Origin of the sequence: Coralliovum pocilloporae, from assembly GCF_030845175.1 — a bacterium.
Taxonomy (GTDB): domain Bacteria; phylum Pseudomonadota; class Alphaproteobacteria; order Rhizobiales; family Cohaesibacteraceae; genus Coralliovum; species Coralliovum pocilloporae.
On sequence record NZ_CP132542.1, the window covers coordinates 603,952 to 624,651 of the forward strand.

At 54.4% G+C, this 20,700-nt stretch carries 17 protein-coding genes; 6 read left to right on the forward strand and 11 right to left on the reverse strand.

Going from position 1 to position 20,700, the window contains the following annotated elements; translation table 11 throughout:
• The first annotated feature begins 122 nt into the window (after nt 1–122).
• Nucleotides 123–1,505 carry a multicopper oxidase family protein gene (locus RA157_RS02870; RefSeq protein WP_350334972.1) on the forward strand — a complete coding sequence of 461 codons (1,383 nt, stop codon included), beginning with the start codon at nt 123–125 and terminating at the stop codon, nt 1,503–1,505.
• A 548-nt stretch (nt 1,506–2,053) separates the two neighbouring features.
• On the opposite strand, the gene metF is transcribed toward RA157_RS02870, so the two are convergent.
• The 3 genes from metF to RA157_RS02885 form a co-directional block, all read right to left on the reverse strand.
• Nucleotides 2,054–2,950 carry a methylenetetrahydrofolate reductase [NAD(P)H] gene (gene metF, locus RA157_RS02875; RefSeq protein ID WP_350334973.1) on the reverse strand — a complete coding sequence of 299 codons (897 nt, stop codon included), beginning with the start codon at nt 2,948–2,950 and terminating at the stop codon, nt 2,054–2,056.
• Between the two features lie 61 nt (nt 2,951–3,011).
• On the reverse strand, nt 3,012–3,992 hold the full coding sequence (locus RA157_RS02880; RefSeq protein WP_350334974.1) for an ArsR/SmtB family transcription factor: 981 nt from the start codon (nt 3,990–3,992) through the stop codon (nt 3,012–3,014).
• Between the two features lie 134 nt (nt 3,993–4,126).
• Nucleotides 4,127–5,206, reverse strand: a complete 1,080-nt coding sequence (locus tag RA157_RS02885) for a DUF2336 domain-containing protein (RefSeq protein WP_350334975.1) — start codon at nt 5,204–5,206, stop codon at nt 4,127–4,129.
• 160 nt (nt 5,207–5,366) lie between these two features.
• On the opposite strand from RA157_RS02885, the gene tsaA reads away from it, so the two are divergent.
• Nucleotides 5,367–5,867: a tRNA (N6-threonylcarbamoyladenosine(37)-N6)-methyltransferase TrmO gene (gene tsaA / locus RA157_RS02890; protein ID WP_350334976.1), complete on the forward strand. Its 501-nt coding sequence runs from the start codon at nt 5,367–5,369 to the stop codon at nt 5,865–5,867.
• 311 nt (nt 5,868–6,178) lie between these two features.
• On the opposite strand, the gene RA157_RS02895 is transcribed toward tsaA, so the two are convergent.
• Entirely contained in the window at nt 6,179–6,595 is a 417-nt protein-coding gene (locus RA157_RS02895) for a response regulator (RefSeq protein ID WP_350334977.1), read from the reverse strand.
• Between the two features lie 79 nt (nt 6,596–6,674).
• On the opposite strand from RA157_RS02895, the gene RA157_RS02900 reads away from it, so the two are divergent.
• Entirely contained in the window at nt 6,675–8,186 is a 1,512-nt protein-coding gene (locus RA157_RS02900) for a PAS domain-containing sensor histidine kinase (protein ID WP_350334978.1), read from the forward strand.
• Nucleotides 8,187–8,236: 50 nt separating this feature from the next.
• Here the strand turns inward: RA157_RS02900 and RA157_RS02905 are convergent, their stop codons facing one another.
• Complete coding sequence (locus RA157_RS02905; RefSeq protein ID WP_350336143.1) at nt 8,237–11,209, reverse strand: NAD(P)-dependent oxidoreductase; 2,973 nt, start codon at nt 11,207–11,209, stop codon at nt 8,237–8,239.
• Nucleotides 11,210–11,586: 377 nt separating this feature from the next.
• On the opposite strand from RA157_RS02905, the gene RA157_RS02910 reads away from it, so the two are divergent.
• From RA157_RS02910 to RA157_RS02920, 3 genes are all read left to right on the forward strand, one after another.
• On the forward strand, nt 11,587–11,940 hold the full coding sequence (locus RA157_RS02910; RefSeq protein WP_350334979.1) for an ArsR/SmtB family transcription factor: 354 nt from the start codon (nt 11,587–11,589) through the stop codon (nt 11,938–11,940).
• Nucleotides 11,921–12,379: an SRPBCC family protein gene (locus tag RA157_RS02915; RefSeq protein WP_350334980.1), complete on the forward strand. Its 459-nt coding sequence runs from the start codon at nt 11,921–11,923 to the stop codon at nt 12,377–12,379. The genes RA157_RS02910 and RA157_RS02915 overlap by 20 nt, the downstream gene beginning before the upstream one ends.
• A 104-nt stretch (nt 12,380–12,483) precedes the next feature.
• A complete protein-coding gene (locus RA157_RS02920) occupies nt 12,484–12,942 on the forward strand; it encodes a VOC family protein (RefSeq protein WP_350334981.1) in 459 nt (152 codons plus the stop codon).
• Between the two features lie 269 nt (nt 12,943–13,211).
• On the opposite strand, the gene ettA is transcribed toward RA157_RS02920, so the two are convergent.
• From ettA to RA157_RS02950, 6 genes are all read right to left on the reverse strand, one after another.
• Nucleotides 13,212–14,876: an energy-dependent translational throttle protein EttA gene (ettA, locus tag RA157_RS02925; protein WP_350334982.1), complete on the reverse strand. Its 1,665-nt coding sequence runs from the start codon at nt 14,874–14,876 to the stop codon at nt 13,212–13,214.
• Nucleotides 14,877–14,940: 64 nt separating this feature from the next.
• The gene (gene astB / locus RA157_RS02930) at nt 14,941–16,278 is read right to left on the reverse strand and encodes an N-succinylarginine dihydrolase (protein WP_350334983.1); all 1,338 of its coding nucleotides are present in this window, start codon (nt 16,276–16,278) and stop codon (nt 14,941–14,943) included.
• On the reverse strand, nt 16,275–17,747 hold the full coding sequence (gene astD, locus RA157_RS02935) for a succinylglutamate-semialdehyde dehydrogenase (protein ID WP_350334984.1): 1,473 nt from the start codon (nt 17,745–17,747) through the stop codon (nt 16,275–16,277). The genes astB and astD overlap by 4 nt, the downstream gene beginning before the upstream one ends.
• Nucleotides 17,744–18,760: an arginine N-succinyltransferase gene (locus RA157_RS02940; RefSeq protein WP_350334985.1), complete on the reverse strand. Its 1,017-nt coding sequence runs from the start codon at nt 18,758–18,760 to the stop codon at nt 17,744–17,746. Before RA157_RS02940 ends, astD begins: the two co-directional genes overlap by 4 nt.
• On the reverse strand, nt 18,754–19,977 hold the full coding sequence (locus RA157_RS02945) for a hydrolase (protein ID WP_350334986.1): 1,224 nt from the start codon (nt 19,975–19,977) through the stop codon (nt 18,754–18,756). The genes RA157_RS02940 and RA157_RS02945 overlap by 7 nt, the downstream gene beginning before the upstream one ends.
• Nucleotides 19,978–20,139: 162 nt before the next feature.
• Complete coding sequence (locus RA157_RS02950; RefSeq protein WP_350334987.1) at nt 20,140–20,619, reverse strand: Lrp/AsnC family transcriptional regulator; 480 nt, start codon at nt 20,617–20,619, stop codon at nt 20,140–20,142.
• Between the last annotated feature and the right edge of the window lie 81 nt (nt 20,620–20,700).

Genomic DNA, 20,700 nt, shown 5'->3' on the forward strand with positions numbered 1-20,700 from the left:
GGCAACACACGATCAAACAACTATCCGTGAGCGGAGAGACTTGCCACCTCCGGCTATCCATCTGTAAAGTCAACAGATCTGAGTCTGAGAGCCGTCACCCTCTGGCAAGAGATCGTATACTCATGAGCCCTTCATTCAGCCGTCGCACCCTGCTTAAGGGCGCTGGTCTTATGGCTGCCTCCGCGGCAGTCCCTGCTTCCCTGAAAGCACTCGCAGCCACAACACCAGAACTGACCGCTCAGTTCGACAAGAACAACCTCATGCTGCCCGGTGCTGCTCCCACGCGCGTGATGACCTATGAACAGGGCCACATGCCCCCTATCCTCCGGGCCAGGCAGGGGAAACCCTTTTCCTTCCGGCTCGTGAACAGATTGCCGGAACCGACAACAATCCACAGCCACGGCATTCGCCTGCCAAATGAGATGGATGGCGTTCCGTTTCTGACGCAGGCAGCCCTGTACGAAGACGACAGCTTCACCTATTCCTTCACACCGCCTGATGCAGGAACATTCTGGTACCATCCTCATTGCAACAGCCTGGAGCAGATCGGCTATGGTCTGGCGGGCGCATTGATTGTGGATGAAGCAAAAGACCCTGGCTTCGACGATGACATCACTCTGGTCATGCGCGACTGGCGCCTTCGGTCTGATGGCAATTACCTGCCATTCTACAAGGCACGCTCCTCAGCCCGAGCCGGAACATTTGGAACAATCCGGACATCAAACTGGCAACAGGCTCCACTCTATGACGTTCCCTCCGGTGGTCTTGTCCGTCTGAGGCTGATTGCGGCAGACGTCACCCGCATCTATTCCATCGCCTCTCCCCAGATGAAAGCCATGATCATCGCAGTGGATGGCAATCCGGTTTCCTCGCCTTCATTGCTTGAGACAATGCGGATCGGTCCGGGCCAAAGGCTCGATCTAGCCATACAGATACCGCAGGAGGAAGGAACGACAGCAAAGATCATAAGCCATTCAGGAAGCGGGGCATTTGCCGTTGCGCGACTGAGAGCAAACGGGGCATCGCTAAAGCGTCACATCAGGGACACCCCACAGCTCCCGGCCAATCCGGTACAGGACATCGACCCAAAGACAGCAGAACCCGTTCTGATGGAGTTTTCAGCCTCGGCCGAGAAAGCCCCGGCCAATATCATATGCGGATCCATCGGTTACACATTCTGGGCCATCAATCAGGCAGCCTGGCGCGGCAGCACAGCCAACCCGACAGAGCCCATGATGACATTCAAGCTTGGCAAAAGTTACCGGATCACTCTGATCAACCGCACCCCGCATACCCACCCCGTTCATCTTCATGGCATGAGCTTCCGGCTGCTGAACTCGAACAAGCGGCAGATCCCCAACTACGTCACGGATACAGCCCTGCTGCTGCCTGATGAGCGGATGGACATCGGACTTGTTGCGGACAACCCCGGAGACTGGCTACTCCACTGCCATATTCTGGAACATCAGAAAAGCGGTATGAGTTCGTTCGTACGTGTTGAATAGCCGGGCTGCATAAACCGACTCGCCACAACCCTGCCCTGTCAGATTTATTACAAAACCATGACAGGGAATTAACACTTTGGCGAACAATGCGACAACTTGCCCACATGGAGGCGGAAGGAGAAATAATCATTTATAACCAGTTCGTTAACGCCAGTTTATCCAAAGGATTTACACCTTTTGGCGCAATGCAGCATAATTTTTCCTAGGCCTCATCCGTCTTCCGACATAAAATCATCTCATCGAAGGCAAGATTGGAGATCGGTTATGGGTCACATTACGCCACTTAATATTATAGCAGTCTGCTCAACTTTCGCATTTCTCGGAGCAATAATCCTTGGATTAGTCTGAGTCCCATACCATCGAGTCAAGAGTTTCTCACAGCCGGTCAAACTGACCGGCTGTTTTATTTTGAAATGCCCGGAAGCGGCTGGTTTACAGCGTGCTTCTGAAAAGTTGATAGACTTTTCAGATAAAAGCTCGCGCAAAAACAAACCCTTAAAGCACCGCTACCAATTCAAGTTAAAGGCCTGGTGCTTTAGGAGACCAGTCTAGGCAGCCTGAGCCAGAGAATTCGGCCGAACGCCAATCATCCAGCATATCGCGTATGTGAGCTCTGCCCTGTTCATTGTGTAGAAGTGAAAATCACGCACGCCACGCTGATGCAGATCTTGAACCTGTTCGGCAGCATAAGCAGCGGCAATCAGCTCACGCGTCTTGAGGTCATTATCCAGACCTTCATATCGCTCGGCCAGCCAGGTCGGCATTGCCGTCCCGCATCGCTCTGCAAATGACGCGACCTGTTTGTAGTTCAGGATAGGCAGAATTCCAGGCACAATAGGGATATTGATTCCGGCTGCCCGCACCCGATCCACATAGGACTCGTAAAGATCATTATAGAAGAAAAACTGCGTAATGGCGCGTGTCGCTCCAGCATCCACTTTCCGCTTCAGCACATCAATTTCATGCTGCCAGCTCGGACTTTCCGGGTGCTTTTCCGGATAGGCAGACACAAAGACATCGAAGTCACCGATATCCCTTATCCCCCGTACAAGCTCATCTGTGGTCTGGTAGCCATCGGGATGAGCTTCATAAGCTGCCCCGACACCGGCAGCCGGGTCGCCGCGCAAAGCGACAACATGCTGGATACCGGCTGACTTGTAAGAACGGATCACATGATTGACGTCTTCCTTCGACGCACCGACACAGGTCAGATGCGCTGCAGGCGCAAGAGACGTCTCGCGCCGGATCCTCGCCACCGCATCAAGCGTCGGCTCCCTTGTGGTTCCGCCTGCACCATAAGTGACGGAAACGAAGTCCGGATTGAGAGGTTCCAGTCTGCGGATTGTCTGCCAGAGAGACATGGCCATCTGTTCCGACTTTGGCGGAAAGAACTCGAATGACACACGCAAGTCACTGACAGGCGTAGCGATTTCGGTATTAGGCATAGTCATATCCCTCGATCAGATTGATTATCGGCAGATTGATTTGTGGTTTGGCTAAATTAGCTCAGGCCAGACTAAGAACCCCTTGCGGGCGTTCGGGCTTTGAGGCGACCCATAGGCAGACCGTCAGCGCGTCCTCTCCCTCATCCTGTCGATGAAGTTCAGCGTCAGAGGTCATCACAAGGCCTGCATCCTCGATCCAGCGGCGCACATGCTCCGTGTCAAACCCAAGCCGTCTGTGGGCATGGTCATCACGAAGAAACTCGAGATGATGGGGGGCAAAGTCCACGAGTACGAGAACACCGCCAGGCAGCAGGGCGCGCGCAGCTTCTTCAATCGCCCGATGCGGCTCATCAAGAAAGTGAAGCACCTGATGGATGGTCACCAGATCGCTGCTCTCTTCAAACCGGGCGAGATCCAGAATGCTGCCGTGCAGAACTTCTGTATTGGTCACCGCATCACGGGCGAGATTGGCTCGGGCCACTTCCAGCATGGAATGGCTCATATCAACGCCGACACCCTTGTCGATCTGACCGGAAAACAGCTGAAGAATTCGACCTGTCCCGGTACCAAGGTCGAGAAGTGACTGGAAATGACGGCCGTGAACAGCATTCAGCATTGCCTGCTCAACCTGCTCGTCAGACACGTGAAGAGATCTGATCCGATCCCAGGACGTCGCGTTACGTGAGAAGTAACGTGTAGCCCGCTCCAGATGGACATTCCAGATAGCCCGCAGCGCGGCAAGATCCCCATCAAGAACAGGGTCTTCAGGATTCAGCTGCTCATTCAACAAGGTAACCAGCTCTCTCGCCTGGTCATCTTCCGCCAGCTTATAATACACCCAGGATCCTTCAGGAGACCGGTTGATAAGGTCAGCATCTGTCAGGATCTTCAGATGGCGTGAGATACGGGGCTGGCTCTGTTCCAGAATGAGCGTAAAATCCTTGACCGTCAGATCGCCCTCGGCCAGGAGCGCAAGCATACGCAGCCGCGTCGGTTCCCCGGCAGCCTTCAACCGTTGTACCAGTGTATCAAGGTCAGTCACATCACACTCCAGATAAGATATAAAGATATCTTTATATGATATTTGAAACTTGTCAACTGGAACAGCCATAAAAAAAGAGGCCGGAAATCCGGCCTCCAAGTTCGGGGTAACACAAGTCAGGAAGGGAAAATCATCTAACCGTCTGTATTCCAATAGGAAACAATCCTCTGGGCTGTCTCGACCTTCAGGGTTTCAAACCGCAACATGGCGATGTTCCGCACATCATTGGAAAGCCAGGTCGCAAGCGGACCAACAGAGAGAAACTGCTGAATTGTTGAATCAGCGAACTCAGCAGCCCGGGCTGAAACCACCAGAGGCTCCATCTGCTTCTTGCTGACCCAGGTCATAATCGTACTGCGTTCAAGGTCACACAGGCGGCACAGGATAGAGATCGCAAGAGCCAGATCATTGTCCTTCATGGCATCCACCAGATGCAGCTCATCCAGCTGACCGTGGACCATAAAGGACGTTACCTGGCGCTCGGCCTGATCGAAGTCACAGCCATCAAACAGGAAGTCAAAACCAAGGCGCTCTTCCGCCACACGCGCGGCATCTTCAATCTTGTTGAGTTCTGAGAAGCGCCCCTTTTCAACAAGCTGAGCTCGCACTTCATGGGTCGCATGTCTGATGAGTTCGGCCAGGAGATGCTTTGGCATATCCTCGCGCTCCGCCAGAGTTCTCTGCAAGCTCTCATCACGTGACAATTGCGCAGACAGAAGGCGGGCTGCCACATCTCCAAAGCGGGCGCCCGGGTTTGCGGCCAGCTCACGACGTGTCTGGTCATCCCCCCGGTGGGCGACGGCATCTGTCACATGTTCGGACAGGGATGTACGCTGAGCAATGAATGTTGCATGGGACGGTGATTTGGAATCCGCAACCCGGATGAGGTCATCGTCAGTCAGAACAGGGGAATGCTTCAAGACCGGTTCCGCGACCACGTAATCATCTTCCGCCAGGGCGCAAACGAAATCCCGAGGTGCATTCTGGAGATCTGCAAGCTTTTCAGAAGCAAAGCGCTTGGCTTCCTGCTCCACCATGTCCGCCAATCGCAGAAGAACGGAGTCATAAATATGCAGAAGATCATCTGAGCACCGGTCTGCTGTCAGAGCAAACAGGGAAACAACCTGCTTCATCAATGCACCACGGCGCTCCACAGATGGATCCTGCTCCAGCGCATTAAAATCGACCAGTTGGGTCTCAACGGCCATAGACATGATTTTCGTCCCTTTTCAAGTACGCAACCTGAGAGGACCTTAGCACCAAGAAACGTAGAACCGTTTAAATGTGCACATGGCATTTGAGTAAACTGCGAGTAGAAACTGACTAAAAAATCAAAGATATTTAGCTAAAATTGCAAGCATATCGGAGCACCTGATGAGCGAGATAAAAACGCACTGGCCGCCTGAGGGAGAAGCAGATGCCAGCCTCTATTATATAGGGCGGATCAGAACGCCCTGGACCACCAAGAGGCAATGCCCGCGCAACGCTCAGGAAAGCGAGGTCATCTGCCAGATCGAGCTGCTCCCGCAGTTCCAACTAGCACTTAGATCGCTTGATACAGCCACTCACATTATCGTGCTTTACTGGCTCAATCAGGCAGACCGCGACCTCGTCGTCCAGCATCCTTCCTTTGACAACCAGGCTCACGGCACATTCGCGCTTCGCTCACCAAACAGGCCGAACCCCATAGGTCTTTCCGTCGCCCGGCTGATCAGCATCAACGAGAGCAGTCTGTCAATCCGTCATATCGATTGCCTGGACGGCACGCCCCTGCTGGATATCAAACCCTATCTTCCAAACACAGATGCTATCACGGACGCCCATGTGGGCTGGTATGAGCAGCGGGCCTGGCCTGACCGCAGGCGATCTGATTGAAACCTTACGCATTGGGATGAAAGAAAAACGGAGCCGCAAAGCAGCTCCGTTCGTGGATGGTTCGAGGAGACACGCGAGAATCAAAGGCCATCCACATTATCCGACTGACGTGAGTCGAAGGACGCGATGGGAACACCAATGCCACAAGTGACACAGCTGCCCCATCGCGCCCACAGGACCATTCGAAAATCCGGGGCATGGATTTACATCTTTCAAATAGCCTGCCCCGTGAACATGACAGCGCGCCTCAATCAGATCAAATCGCATTAATCGATGATGACGATAAGATAAATTTATAAACACTCAATAGATTACAAAAGCGTCTCCAGAAGCCGGGTCATATCCTTGAGCGTTTCCGGTTTCGAAAAAACATCATCGGCCCCATAGCGGCGCGCTTTTGCAAAACTATCCTCATCAGACGCCGTCGTAACGACGATCAGTCGGAGCTGCTTGAGAACCGCATCTTCGCGACAGATTTGCAGAAGGTCAAAGCCAGTGAGACCAGGCATATTCAGATCCACCAGAACCAAATCGGGCCAATCCCCTGCACTCACCTTCTCTCTCAAACTCACAAGGGCACTTTCTCCATCTGAGGCGACCGAAATATTAGCCTCAGAAGCGGTAACCCGTGCCGCTTTCGCCAAAGCACGCCGCATGACCAGAACATCATCCGGATCATCATCGATAATAAAGATTTTGCATGGCAGTCTGCTAGACTGCTGATACATCGGCATACTGGTTACCCAATTTATACGTACTACACCGTATAATCCGACAGGCAATCCGGCAACTACACTTGTGGATATGATGACTGCTCGCGACACTGAGATCGACACAAAGCTACCCACCGCAGCAGCGGACCAACTGCTTGGCGGTCTGGGTCTGCTTGACTGTTCCGAGTGCCCGGCGGGCCAGATAAATCCCGTATACCTGGTTGACGGAAACGAGGCATTTCGCACCCTGCTGTGTTCAGACCAGCGACTGAGCCACGGTCGAGATATAAGCCCCGATCTGACCCGGCTTCTGGGCGCACAAGGCAGCACAACAATCAGGAAATCTCTGGATAGCAAGACAGTCCAGAGAACGACGCTGACCTCTGATAAACCGGGCACTCTGAGCTATCTCATCTCCATCTACCCGGACGAGACCCGCGACAGGCATATCTGGCTGAGCTTCACGCCTCTTCCCGCCAATGAAACGGAGCCATCAGGTCAGCAGGGCACTAAGCCGGATGAATTTGAAAAACTCTACAGAAAAACTCCGGCCCTCATGCATTCCATTGATGGAGAAGGAAAACTTCTTGAAGTCAGCGACGCCTGGCTGGATGCTTTCGGATATCAGCGTGAGGAAGTGATCGGAAAGAAGTCCAGCGATTTCCTGACGCCGGAATCAAGAGAGCTGGCAGTCAACGTCATCCTTCCCCGGTTCTTCGAGGAAAAGGAATGCTGGAACACACCCTATAAATGGGTCCGTAAGGATGGTTCCATCTTCCAGGGAGATCTCTCGGCAATCATGCGGAATGATGATGCGGACCCCATGATCAAAACACTTGCTGTTATCACAGATGTCACAGAGCGGAATGAAGCTCGTGACAGGCTTCAGGCAAGCGCTGAGCAACTATCTGTGGTCAATGCGAAACTCAATCAGTTTGCTCACGTGGCATCCCATGATCTTCAGGAGCCGCTTCGCAAGATCAAGACATTCTCCCACATCCTGATTGATGCAATTGCTGAGGGCGATCATGAAGATGCCGAGCTGGCACGGCAGGTTCTGACAAGCTCTGTCGACAAAGCGCGGAACCTCATTCGGGACCTGCTGGACTATGCCAGATCCCAGAATCAGGAACTCACCATCGCTCCGTTCAACATCACTGAGATCATCAATCGCAGTGTTTCAGGATTGTCCCAGCTGATCGAAGAAGTGGGAGCTCAGATCAAAATAACCTCAGCGGACGATATCATATCCGGAGATCCTCAGCAGATAGAGATGCTTCTCAGCAACCTTATCAACAATGCTGTCAAATACCGGCGCTCTGACCAGCCTTGTCTTGTCACGATCGTCTTCGAAATCACTCCGGATAAGAGCTGGGCTCTGAGTGTAAAAGACAATGGTCTGGGTTTTGACCCCAAATATGACAAGCAGATCTTCGAGCCGTTCAAACGCCTGCATCCGGACGCAAGACAAGGCAGCGGCATCGGGCTGGCAATCTGTAAATCCGTCTGTGATCGGCACGGCTGGGATATTTCGGCAGTTTCCGAACCCGGTAATGGCAGCACATTCACCGTCACTCCGCTCCCTGACAAACAGGGAAGGCAATAAAAAAGCCGGGTGAACAATCACCCGGCTTCTTTGTACTCATCCGCTTAGGATCAGCCGTATGGGCCTTTCAGGCCAAGCTCTTCCATCAGAGACGCATAACGGTTGGAATGATACACAAGCTGCGCACCATACTGGTTAACCAGCTCCTGGCGGCGATCCGCATCTGTTGTGGATGCAAACGCACCCCAGATAGCAGCCATCTGCTCAGCAGATTCACGAGCCTGAGCGGCGGCACCCGCGCTGCCTGCAGCAGAGCTCAGCGCGTTCGGTGTCACTTTGCCAACGCCATTGACAGTTGTTGCGCCAGAATTGGTGTAACCTTCCGGCAGGTCGCCTTTCAGGTTGGTCACAGCTTTGTACTGGATCACATCAAAGATCTGGTCGATAGCCTGCTTGGCACCTTCCACACGGCTCAGATGCTCGGTGTCAGCTGCAGCATGCGGCAGCAGTTCCAGCTTATCACCATGACGCTCAACAAGGCCGAGATACGGAACCATCGGTCCTGAAAGCTCACCGGTCTCAGCGTTCTTGAACAGATCAGCATCGATTGCCGCATACCGCACTTTACCGCTGGTGAGAGCTGCATCAAGTGCGTCCGCATTGACCACTTCACCACGGTCATAATTGACGATGATAGCGCCGTCATTCATGGCATTGAGAACGTCAGTATTGACCAGGCTGTCATTGGCAAACTTGCCGGTTTCGGCATTCAGTGCACCAAGGCCGGTATGCGGGCTCAGAACATCAGCGCCGGTTGCAGCTTCAATCGGTGTCTCGGCGTAGGTAAAGCCTTCAGACTCGATCCAGTCCTTGTGGTGAGCACGGGCATAGATGGATACATTCATGCCAAGGGCTTTGCCGAGATTGGCCACTTCACGACCGATATTGCCGTAGCCGATAACGGCCATTTTCTTGCCTTCGAGCTTCTCGGTCGGGAACTTGCAAAGATCCTTACCTGTGTCGAAGTTGCCGTCACAGACCAGACCGTGCATTTCGTCGACCGGAAGATCCGGAGCAACTTTCAGAAGCGCCTTGATGGCCATGTGAGCGGTTGCACGGCTGTTGAAGCTCGGTGTGTTCATCAGCGGAGCTTCACCGCCGGTGCCGTTGCCGCCACCCCAGGAGGCAGAGCCCATATTGCCGGTACCGGCACCGATACGAACGCCACCATGCTTGAAGACGGACGCCTGCGGCAGGAAGGTCGCGGCAACGATAGTCGCGTCATACTGACCGTCTTTGGTGCGCGGCAGCAGTTCTTCTTCGGTTGACAGGTTCGGCTCGTAGAAGAAGTGGATTTTACCAGCTTCCAGGTCCTGACCGTCATGACCGCCTTCGTGGAAGACACCGCCCTTGCTCTCAACATGGGCACGGGCTTCTGAATGGTCCGGGTTGCCGTTGGCATCAAACTTCAGGCCAATGAGGTCAGCAACAAGAACCTTGTAAGCCTTGCTCTGATCATCCTGACGAACGCGACCACCAGCAGCAGAAGCAGAGGATTCGAACGTTTCACCCTGCTCTGCCAGCAGTTCTTCAAGAACAACAGCTTTGGCACGCAGATAGGCATATTCGAGGTTGTCCAGAAGAGCCGGGATATCAGCATGCGGACGGATACCACCAATCCAGGCCCGGTAGTCACCAGGGGTGCCCGGGAAAGCATTGACGTAGCGAGCCACATCAAGGCCTGGCTCACGGTCACCATTCGGATGGGTCAGACCTTCAAAGCCAAGCAGCTGCTTGGAGCGGGCAATGATGCGCGCATGTAGATCAGCGTCGGTGATGTCGGCATCATTGACTTTCAGAAGGGTCACGGCAGCACCACGACGGGCCACTTCCTCAACGCCAAGCTCAAACAGGTCATGGCTTGCGACCCAGTCATTGACAGCTTCACGGTTTTCAATGGAACGGCGGTTCAGATCACGAACAGAACCAACCAGCTTCTCGGAACGCAGCAGGCCAAATGTGGTTTCAGCGAAAGCCAGCGTCGAGAAGGTGTTGATGATGCCGCCGAGCATCTTGTGCTCTGCCGGGTCGTAGAACGGGCCAAGGCCAACGGTTTTCTTGCCGGTCAGCGGCAGTTTCGGGTTTTCCGGAACAACAATCTTGAGCTGACGCGCAATCGCCCAGGACGGATCATTCTGGTTTTCTTCAACCAGCGCCAGAGCGGCCGGGGTGAAGGAGATCAGGAAGTAACCGGAGATACCGCCGATTGCCTTCTGCAGCGGCATGAACATGCAGCATTTGTTCTGAACCTGGTCAACCAGATCCTGATCCCAGACCATAGAACCAAGCAGAGACGTGGCGTCGATAACAGCATGGTGGTTTGCCGGATCACGATCGATCCAGGCCAGCAGATTCTTGATGTCGCCGTCTGTGTAGGTGGACGCGCCGGTTGTTTCATGACCTACGCCGAAGAAGACTTTGACGCCCATTTCGACCAGCTCATCAGCAGACGGGATAGCGCCTTCCTTGCCGGTGAAGTGAACACGACCCATGTCGCCGTTCGGAGCATATTTGTGCAGCTCAAGGATCTGCGCACCCCAGGACTGACGGAAGAATCCGCCGATCATGGCTTCTTCTGATTCCGGACGCGGTGTATCAACAAAGATATGCTGATCCTGTTTGTTGGCGTTGATCAGATGAACAGCGGCAACAGTGAAACCGGAGTGACCGCCGCCCAGACCGACAGCCATCTTGTTCTGCTTCGGGAACTCGAAATAGCGGTTGATCTCGTACATCATGTCGAGAAGAACCTTATCCGCCGGATAGCCGCGGTGCATGGAGCGGCCCAGCTCAGCAGACGTGATCGGTCCGAGATCGTTACCCTTGTCGTCGAGCTTGCGATAGTTGGCTTCAAGCCATGCTTCGAACTCGAAGCGCATCAGGCGGCTGTCGACCTCATCGGTCGTGATATCCGTGATCGGACCCACACCGAAAAACTGGTTGGAGGTCCGGGCCGGAGCACCGGCTGCGGTCGCGGCCAGCGCGGCTTCTCTCTGCGCTTTCAAGTCAGCAATCGACGCCATGTCAGGTTCCTTGTCTGAAAAAATCATCCCACGCATTCTTTCCTGAATGCGGTTTTTTATGTGATGCGGAAAATACGTCCACTTTCGGAATATTGCTCCACCCAAATCCGACACATGTTGAAGAGCGAGCGTCGCAATTACGTTAGTGACTGAAGATCATCCCGGCAGACCGGCCATATCCAGTGTCAAATGCGGGAATTCTCCCGTTGCTCCAAACTTTCCAGAACCATGTCGAAAGAGAAAAACGGAGCAAAAAGGGCGCCCGGCTTTTCTCCATCCGACATAGGCCCAACCAAGATCGCTATGGGGCCTTCGCAACTTGACAGTGCTTCTGCTTTATTATTAGCATATTTGTTAATTAACAAATGAGAGAATTAATGGATACTCCCCTTCCCCAACTCTTTGCAGCCCTGGCGGACCCGACACGCTTTGCCATCATTGAGCGTCTGAGAGAGAACGGCGAGCAGCATATCGGCCAAATATCCGAGCCGTTTCAAATGTCAGCTCCAGCGATCTCGCGACATATCAAAATTCTGGAACAGGCCGGCCTGGTGAAACGAAGAACAGAACAGCAGAAGCGGTTCCTTAGCCTGCGCAGGGAGTGCTTTTCGACCCTTGATGACTGGATACGACACTATCGGGAATTCTGGAACGACAGCTTCGACCGCCTCGATAACTATCTGGAAATCAGAACCAATTCAGGAAATCACGATGCAACAGACAAGCCATGAGACAGAATCCAGAATTCTTCGACTGGATCGGGAGTTCAATGCATCACCGGAACAGGTCTATGATGCCTGGACCGATCCGGAACAGCTTGTACAATGGTGGGGCCCTGAAGGAATGACCATTCCGGATTGCCGGATGGACCTTCGGGTCGGGGGCCACTGGACCACAACAATGCTGTCTGCCGAAGGCAACCGTCACACGGTGCAGGGGGTCTATACGGTCCTGGATCGACCTCACCACATCGCCTTCACCTGGGCCTGGCTCTACGATGAAGGCCTTGGTCATGAGACCATTGTTGATGTGCACCTGGAACGGACAGAGCGCGGGGGCACAAAGCTGACCATGGTCCAGCAGATCTTTGCCGAAGAAGAACACCGCAACAACCATGAATCCGGTTGGTCATCGACCTTCAACTGCCTTGAGGTCTTTTTGTCAGCCTAATACCAAAGACAGGCTGCGGGACTTCCATTCAACTCACCGCACTTTGGGGTCCAAATTACACCAGACCGAACAAGGCAAGATCAAACCAAAACAGGGAGGACACAATGAAAACACTACCGGACGGCATGAGCAGCGTCATACCCCATCTGATGTTCGATGGAGCCGATGAGGCGATCGCCTTTTATGAGAAAACTCTCGATGCAAACCTCACAGGTCGTGTCGGCATGCCTGGCTCAGACAGTGTCTTGCACGCAATGCTGCAGATCGGTACCTCTACCGTGTTTGTCAGTGATCCCATGCCGGGATCAGAGCGACGTCCTCCTCAAGGCCTGTCACCGGTCGAATTCTATGTTTATGTGGAGGATGTAGACGCCGCATTCTCAAAGGCCATGGCAGGCGGCATGACCTCCCCGGACGAAGGTCCGATGGATATGTTCTGGGGCGACAGAACCGCTGTGGTGCATGACCCCTATGGCTATGTCTGGACCCTGGCTCAACATCAGCGTGACGTTACTCCAGAGGAAATCGAAGCGGCCATGGCAACAATGATGCAACAGGAATAACAGAAGGCAACCAGGTCCCGGCTTGTTATCGTTGACTTTCCGGTCATTGGCCCATCTCGGGCCTACAGCGTGCTTCTGAACAGTTGGTAGACTTTTCAGATAAAAGCTCGCGCAGAAACAGGTTCTTAAAGCACCACTGCCGATTGAGGTTAAAGATCTGGTGCTTTGTGCAGAAAGACTGCCGCTACAAACGGGACCATAGCGCTCTTTTGAATAAAAAAGAGGCGAGCATCATGCCCGCCCCTTCAAATCTTCAGGTCCTGTCAGGATCAGCGTGTCAGACGCTTGTACTTGATCCGTTTCGGATTGACTGAATCCGGGCCAAGTCGGCGAATCTTGTCCTGCTCATAATCTTCGAAGTTACCTTCGAACCACTCAACGTGGCTATCGCCTTCAAAGGCCAGCATATGGGTCGCAATACGGTCGAGGAAGAAGCGATCATGCGAAATCACAACAACGCAGCCGGCGAAATCCTCAAGCGCATCCTCAAGGGCAGCCAGTGTTTCAGTGTCCAGATCGTTGGTCGGCTCATCGAGCAGCAGAACGTTGGAACCGGAGCGCAGCATTTTCGCCAGATGGACACGGTTACGCTGACCACCTGAGAGATTACCGACTTTCTGCTGCTGATCACCACCCTTGAAATTAAATGATGAGCAGTAAGCGCGGCTGTTCAGCTCTCGCTTGCCGAGCTTGATAATCTCATCACCGCCGGAGATCTCTTCCCAGACAGTCTTATTCGGATCAAGCGCATCACGGCTCTGGTCTACATAACCAAGGTCAACTGTATCACCGAGGCGGACCGCACCGGAATCAGGCTGTTCCTGACCCGTCAGCATCTTGAAGAGCGTGGTCTTACCAGCACCGTTCGGGCCGATAACACCGACGATGCCACCCGGAGGAAGCTTGAAGTTCAGACCATCAATCAGGGTCTTGTCACCAAAGCTCTTTGCCAGGTCCTCAGCTTCAATCACCACATCACCAAGACGCTCGCCTGGCGGGATAATAATCTGCGCATTGCCCGGAGAGCGCTCTTCGTTCCGCTTGAGCAGCTCGTCATAGGCCTTGATACGGGCCTTGGATTTTGCCTGACGGGCTTTCGGGCTGGCACTGATCCATTCACGCTCACGGGCCAGTGCACGCTGACGGGCAGCCTCTTCACGGCCTTCCTGTGCCATACGCTTGGCCTTGGCTTCCAGATAGGCGGAGTAATTGCCTTCGTATGGAATGCCACGACCGCGATCAAGCTCCAGAATCCAGCCGGTCACATTATCAAGGAAGTAACGATCGTGGGTGATGATCAGGACAGCGCCAGCAAACTCGCGCAGGAATTTCTCGAGCCACGCAACCGTCTCAGCATCAAGGTGGTTGGTCGGCTCATCGAGCAGCAGCAGGTCAGGCTTTTCCAGAAGCAGCTTGCAGAGCGCCACACGACGCTTCTCACCACCGGACAGCTTGGACACATCCGCGTCTGACGGCGGGCAGCGAAGCGCATCAAGAGCCACTTCAACCTGGGAATCAAGATCCCAGAGATTATCCGCGTCAATCTTGTCCTGAAGCTCGGTCATCTTCTCCATCAGCTCATCGGAATAATCTTCCGCAAGCTTCATGGCGAGCTCGTTATATTCGTCAACAATGGCTTTCTTGTCCGCGACAGCAACCATCACATTGCCGAGCACATCCTTGCTTTCATCCAGCTGAGGTTCCTGCGGCAGATAGCCAACCGTTGCGCCCTTGGCGACCCAGGCCTCACCCGTATAATCATTGTCCAGGCCTGCCATAATCCGCAGAAGCGTGGACTTACCGGCACCGTTCGGGCCAAGCACGCCAATCTTTGCGTCCGGATAGAAGGACAGATGAATGTTATCGAGAACTTTCTTGCCACCGGCATAGGACTTGGACGTCCCCTGCATGTGATAGATGAATTGGCGCGCCATGTATCGAACCGACCTCTAAGCGTGATAGCTGAAACGGGAATTGCGCCTCTTTTAGAGAAACCCGTCAGGAAGGGCAACGCTGAAAGTCATAGAGAGGTCCAAGTTCCAGAAGACCCGTCAGGTCATCCAGCGCAGCGCGCGTTTCATCAACAAGCAAAGGATCACGCAGGTCATCCGGAGCCAGTTCTTCCCGATAATGGCGTTTGACCCAAGCCTCAAGCGCGGAAATCCGCTCTTCGGTCATCAGAACAGCACCTCCTAGTCGCTGCTGATCATCAAGCGAGAGGGCAACACGCAGCCTGAGACAGGCGGGACCACCACCATTCTGCATACTTTCTCGCAGATCAAAGTAATCAGCCCGGACGATCGGATTATCCATATCCAGAAGATCAGCCACATAGCTTTTTGTATTGGGGTTACTCTCCGCATCCTGTGGCAGGATCAGCGCCATCCCGGCCCCATCCGGCAAGGAGACAAGCTGCGAGTTGAACAGATAGGAGCGGATCGCATCATCCAGGCTCACCCGATTGGCCGGGACTTCAACAAAGACAGGATCAAATGAACAGGCCGCACGAACAGCCGCCTGCATGCCATCCCGATCCTCAAAGGCCTGCTCATGGTAGAACTGGACAGAGCCATTGGCCACAGCAACCACGTCATTATGGAAGGCTCCTGCTTCAATTGCCTCACGGCTCTGCAGCACATAGATCGTGCGACGCTCGTCAAGTCCATGGGTCCGGGCAATGGCCTGACTGGCTTCAAGGGCCTGTCGAGGTGGAAACCGTCGTCCTTCCAGCCGGTCAAAGGCAGATCGCCCATAAACAAACAGCTCAGCCCCGATATCACCATGCGCCGCACAGAACCGCCCGTGATTGGCCGCTCCCTCATCACCAAACCCGCCGCCATAGGGCACGGCTTCGTGGACTGCAAACCGCTGCGGGTCAGGAAAAATCGCTGACAGGGTTCTGAAGGTCTGTTCCGCTTCCAGCGACCGGTGGAACATGGTGCCAAGATTGGCCACCGTCAGATGGGTCCGGCTATCTCTTGTGTCAGTTGCCGGTGATACCGTTGCCGCATTTGCGGTCCACATGGCCGAAGCAGACATCAGATTGGCCAGAAGAACCGGCGAGGCCCGGTAACAGGCATCCACCATCTCTGCTGTTGTACCGGAAAAGCCCAATCCTCTCAGAACCCGGTCCTGCGGTCGCTCATGGGGCGGCAAAACACCCTGCGGGATACCCAACGCCATCAGATGGCGCATCTTGGCAAGCCCCTGAAGCGCAGCCTGTCGCGGTCGGGACACAGCCCCCGCATTACGGCTCGACGCCAGATTGCCAAGAGACAGACCACCATAATTATGGGTCGGGCCGACCAACCCGTCGAAATTGACTTCCTGCATCATCTGTCCTGCTCTCCCGGCAGCGGGGTTTCATCAGAGGCGTTGCTTCGCACCATGCTGGCGCGCGGATAGGCACAATAGTCAGCGGCATAATATCCCGCCGGTCGGTGGTTCCCCGATAGGCCAATACCGCCGAACGGTGCCCGCCCGGATGCGCCTGCCGTGGGCTGGTTGATATTGACAATCCCCGCCCGGCTTTGATTGAGGAAAGGTTCAAACAGACTGCTGTCATCAGAGAGCAAGGCAGATGCCAGACCAAAGCGGGTATTGTTTGCCAGCGCCACAGCCTCTTCAAACTCGTCAACCTGGTAGACCTGCAGCAAGGGGCCGAAAATTTCATCGTCCGAGGCAGCCGCCGCATTGCTCATATCGATGATGCCCGGCGAGACGAAGGCAGGCCCCAGATCCATGGCTCCAGCTTTCAACAGAACGTCACCACCGAGGCCTTCAAGATGAGCCTGCCCCCGCAAAACACTATCCCGCGCATGCTCTGAAATAAGCGCTCCCATGAACGGATTGGGGTCGGCACGCGGGTGATTGATAGCCAGACGACCGGCTAGCTCCACAACCTTCTTCATAAGATTCTGAGAAGATTCATCTTTACCGACAATCAGTCGACGGGCGCATGTACATCTCTGACCGCCTGAGAGATAGGCGGACCGGACAATCATACGGGCGGCACCCAGTGTATCGTGCGCACCCCACGCAACAATTGGATTATTGCCGCCAAGTTCAAGCGCAACAATCTTGTCCGGATGCCCAGCCAGATCCCGATGGATCGACAGACCTGCTTTCACCCCACCGGTAAACAGCACGCCCGCAACATCATCATGACTGATCAGTTGTCGGGCTGTCCCAGCATCCCCATGAACCAGATTGATGACACCCTTGGGGAGACCTGCAGCCTCCCACAGTCTTATCGTCAACTCAGCCACTGCAGGTGTCTGTTCGCTCGGCTTGAAGATGACGCTGTTCCCGGCCAGAAGCGCTGGCACAATATGGCCATTGGGCAGGTGCCCCGGAAAGTTGAACGGCCCCAGCACCACCATCACGCCATGAGCATGATGACGGGTCACAAGCGTCACCCCGTTGGCTTCCGTCTCCCGCACACCAGTGCGCTCGTGATAGGCATCAACCGATATGGCAATCTTGCCGATCATGGATGCGGCTTCTCCTGCAGCATCCCAGAACGGCTTGCCGGTTTCCCGGCTGATCAGCAATGCCAGCGTGTCCTTATTCTCACGGAGTTGGTCTTCAAAAGACTTTACAATGGAAAGGCGCTCTTCAAAGCCCATGGCCCGCCAAGTTTGCCCGCCTTTAACCGCGACTTCAACAACATCAAGCGCCTGCTCATCATCGGCCATTCGGCCATGCCAGATTGACGTCTGTTCTGCCGGGTCGAGAGACGTCAGGTCATTGCCTCGCCCCTCTATCCACTGCCCGCCGATAAAAAGCTCGCCACTCAACATCATTTACGCTCCATCGGATAGACAAGAACCGGCTCACCTTCGCCGACATTCAGCGCGATCCGCAGCTCATCAGACAGGGATATCATCTCACCTGACAGGGATACGGCCCCCTGAACAGTGACAAACTGCTCCAGATCCAGGTTCGAGATAAGGCATTTCTGCTCACCTGTTTGAATGCTGTCGCTCTTCTGAACCATGTATCTCCGAGCATCCCGGACAATACCGATATTCTTCTGCCGCGCTTCAATACACGGACCGGCATCGAAGATATCAACCAGATTCTCATAGGAAAAACCTTGGCTCTCAAGCAGCCTGAGCGCGCCAGCCGCACCATCATGCGGGACGGCAACAACGTCACGAGCACTGTCCGGCAGAAGATCGGCGTAAATCGGATAGCTCGGCATCAGTTCCGCAATAAACCGGTAGTCCCTGCCCGACCGCTGATCAGCCGTTGTCAGGTCCAGTTTGAAGAACTGACGCCCGACCGCATCCCAGAAAGGAGAATTCCCTTCTTCATCCGTCCAACCTCTGATTTCAGCCATAACACGGTCAGGAAACCGTTCGCGAAATGCAGCAAGAAACATCAGACGGGTGAAGGAAATCAGACGCCCTCGGCCCCCTCCCCTAGCATCGGGCGAGAGATAGAGCGTGCCCAGCTCTGCAGCGCCCACATAGTCATTGACCAGATGCAGAACCTGGGCATCCACACGGATATCCAGATCGGGAGACGCCTTGGCAATCCGGGCAACCCGATAATTATAGAAAGGCCTGTCCAGCCCGACAGATGCGTAAATCGCACTGAGCCCGACAATCGCGCCATTCTCTTCCAAAACAAACAGATAGGCCTCGTCTCCCGGTTCAGTGATCGTCTTGTCAAGGCTGGACAAGGCATGATCTATCCTGTGCCGGGCTTCTTTCGGGCTGCGGGGCATGGTGGTCATATGGCCACTGACAGACAGTATCAGCTCTGTCAGTGCAGCCTCATCCGCCGCCCGGACACCGCGCGCGATCAACATGTCATATCTCCGTTTGAAAGAGGCGCATCCTGAAAAGACACCAGGACCGAAGTGAGAAGCAGCACCCGCTCAAGAAAACTGTCCTCTACAGCAAATTCATCTGCTGAATGAATGGCGCCACCACGCACACCAAGTGTGTCCACCACGGGGATGCCACCGGCAGCGATATTGTTCCCGTCGCACACCCCGCCTGTATCTGACCAGGTCACATCAAGCCCCTGCTCCACACCAAGAGCATGGACGCGATGAAACAGCTGCGCGTGATTATCCGTCATCGGTTTAGCCGGTCGATGAACAGCACCATGCAGCGCAACCTCCACATCAGCCTGACCATTGTGGTGTTCTGCAATCCGGCGGAGTTCCTGTTCTGCCCAGGCCATGTGGTGAGGTTCAGGCGAGCGGATATTCACCCGCACCACAGCGGATGCGGCAACCGAATTCAAACTATCACCACCGCGCATCAGGCCCACATTAAACGTGGTCCGTTCCCGCTGGCCATTCAGCCCATCCACATCCGCAATCAGCCGGGCAGCGGCAGTAATCGCGTTCCGGCCCTCATGAAAAGCCCGGCCCGCATGGGCAGCTCGGCCCTTGAAGGCAAAATGGAAATTGCCACTGCCACCACGGCCACCGGCCAGTGATCCGTCAGCCAGAGCCGGTTCGACAACAAGACCAGCCTCAACGCCTTGCGCAGCCGCCGTGAGATGCCGGGCGGAGGCAAGCGAACCGGTTTCCTCATCTGAATTGATCAGAACATCAATGCCCATATCCGGCATGAGGCCGAAGCGCTCAACCGCTTCAAAAGCCCGGAACAGAATGGCCAGACCACCCTTCATATCGGCAATGCCCGGTCCATTAAGATGGCCATTGCCGATCCTTGTCACAGACTGGAAGGGATGGCTCTCCGGGTAAACCGTATCTACGTGACCAACACAGAGAAGACGACGCGTGGCTTCCGGTCTCAGCTGCGCCCGCAAGACAGGACCAAAATGAAGGACTTCTGGCTCGCCCTGGTCACTGATTGATGTGACCGGGTCAGACTCTTCAAGAGCACAGGCAAAGGACAGGCGCTCCAACTCAGCGCGCACCAGATCCTGCATTGTGCTGATACCCGCAAGATTGCGCGTACCGGAGTTGATATGACTCCAGCCAATCGCTTTCTCGACGGTTTCATCGGCCGTTGTCGCCAGCCAGTCCTTAACGTGATGATGCAGCAAATCCGAAGTCCTTCTTATGAGCCAGGCTGATGAGCCGGGGTATGAAGGCTCGACAGATAGATCCTGCATCAAGTCAGGCCGAATGTGCTGCCGAACTTCGATGGAAGCGCGACAAGAGCATCGTCAGGACAGAAAACTTCAGAATATTATTCGGAAAACACCTTACTCAGAGCGAGCAATCATCCCCACGGGCATACCACGGAACGGCTTGGCTTCGGACAGCATCGGGATGGTAATCAGCTTGGAGATACCGATTTCCGCACTGATCAACCGATCTGACAGCTCACTGAGATGGCGCATGTCACGGACCACAACCTGCAGCAGATAGTCAAACCGGGCGCCAACCATGAAACTGGCCACCACTTCGTCCGTTGACTGGATTGCCTCATCGAACCTGTTGAAATCATTTTTATAATGATTTTCCAGCGAGATTTGGAAGAAAGCTGTCAGAGAAGAACCAACTTTGTCCAGATCAACCATGGCACAATAACTGGAGATATATCCCGCTTCTTCCAGCCAGCGCGTTCGGGTCAGACAGGCACTGGGAGACAGCCCTACTTCATCAGCCAGATCCTGATTGGTAATCCGGGCATTGCCCTGAAGGGCTGCGAGAATCTTGAGATTGATCCGATCCAGTTTCATAATGCTCTCTTCCGAATAATCTGCGGCCTAACAAACACAAACCACATCAAAGCGCAACCGTTTCCGCAAAGCCGATAAGAC

Bases quoted from the DNA above. Each gene is read 5' to 3' on its own strand.
- astD (WP_350334984.1), bottom strand. From the start codon at position 17,747: ATGATGTTGAGTGGCGAGCTTTTTATCGGCGGGCAGTGGATAGAGGGG.
- tsaA (WP_350334976.1), top strand. From the start codon at position 5,367: ATGAGCGAGATAAAAACGCACTGGCCGCCTGAGGGAGAAGCAGATGCC.
- RA157_RS02910 (WP_350334979.1), top strand. From the start codon at position 11,587: ATGGATACTCCCCTTCCCCAACTCTTTGCAGCCCTGGCGGACCCGACA.
- metF (WP_350334973.1), bottom strand. From the start codon at position 2,950: ATGCCTAATACCGAAATCGCTACGCCTGTCAGTGACTTGCGTGTGTCA.
- RA157_RS02940 (WP_350334985.1), bottom strand. From the start codon at position 18,760: ATGTTGATCGCGCGCGGTGTCCGGGCGGCGGATGAGGCTGCACTGACA.
- RA157_RS02870 (WP_350334972.1), top strand. From the start codon at position 123: ATGAGCCCTTCATTCAGCCGTCGCACCCTGCTTAAGGGCGCTGGTCTT.
- astB (WP_350334983.1), bottom strand. From the start codon at position 16,278: ATGATGCAGGAAGTCAATTTCGACGGGTTGGTCGGCCCGACCCATAAT.
- ettA (WP_350334982.1), bottom strand. From the start codon at position 14,876: ATGGCGCGCCAATTCATCTATCACATGCAGGGGACGTCCAAGTCCTAT.
- RA157_RS02895 (WP_350334977.1), bottom strand. From the start codon at position 6,595: ATGTATCAGCAGTCTAGCAGACTGCCATGCAAAATCTTTATTATCGAT.
- RA157_RS02905 (WP_350336143.1), bottom strand. From the start codon at position 11,209: ATGGCGTCGATTGCTGACTTGAAAGCGCAGAGAGAAGCCGCGCTGGCC.
- RA157_RS02920 (WP_350334981.1), top strand. From the start codon at position 12,484: ATGAAAACACTACCGGACGGCATGAGCAGCGTCATACCCCATCTGATG.
- RA157_RS02885 (WP_350334975.1), bottom strand. From the start codon at position 5,206: ATGTCTATGGCCGTTGAGACCCAACTGGTCGATTTTAATGCGCTGGAG.
- RA157_RS02900 (WP_350334978.1), top strand. From the start codon at position 6,675: ATGACTGCTCGCGACACTGAGATCGACACAAAGCTACCCACCGCAGCA.
- RA157_RS02915 (WP_350334980.1), top strand. From the start codon at position 11,921: ATGCAACAGACAAGCCATGAGACAGAATCCAGAATTCTTCGACTGGAT.
- RA157_RS02950 (WP_350334987.1), bottom strand. From the start codon at position 20,619: ATGAAACTGGATCGGATCAATCTCAAGATTCTCGCAGCCCTTCAGGGC.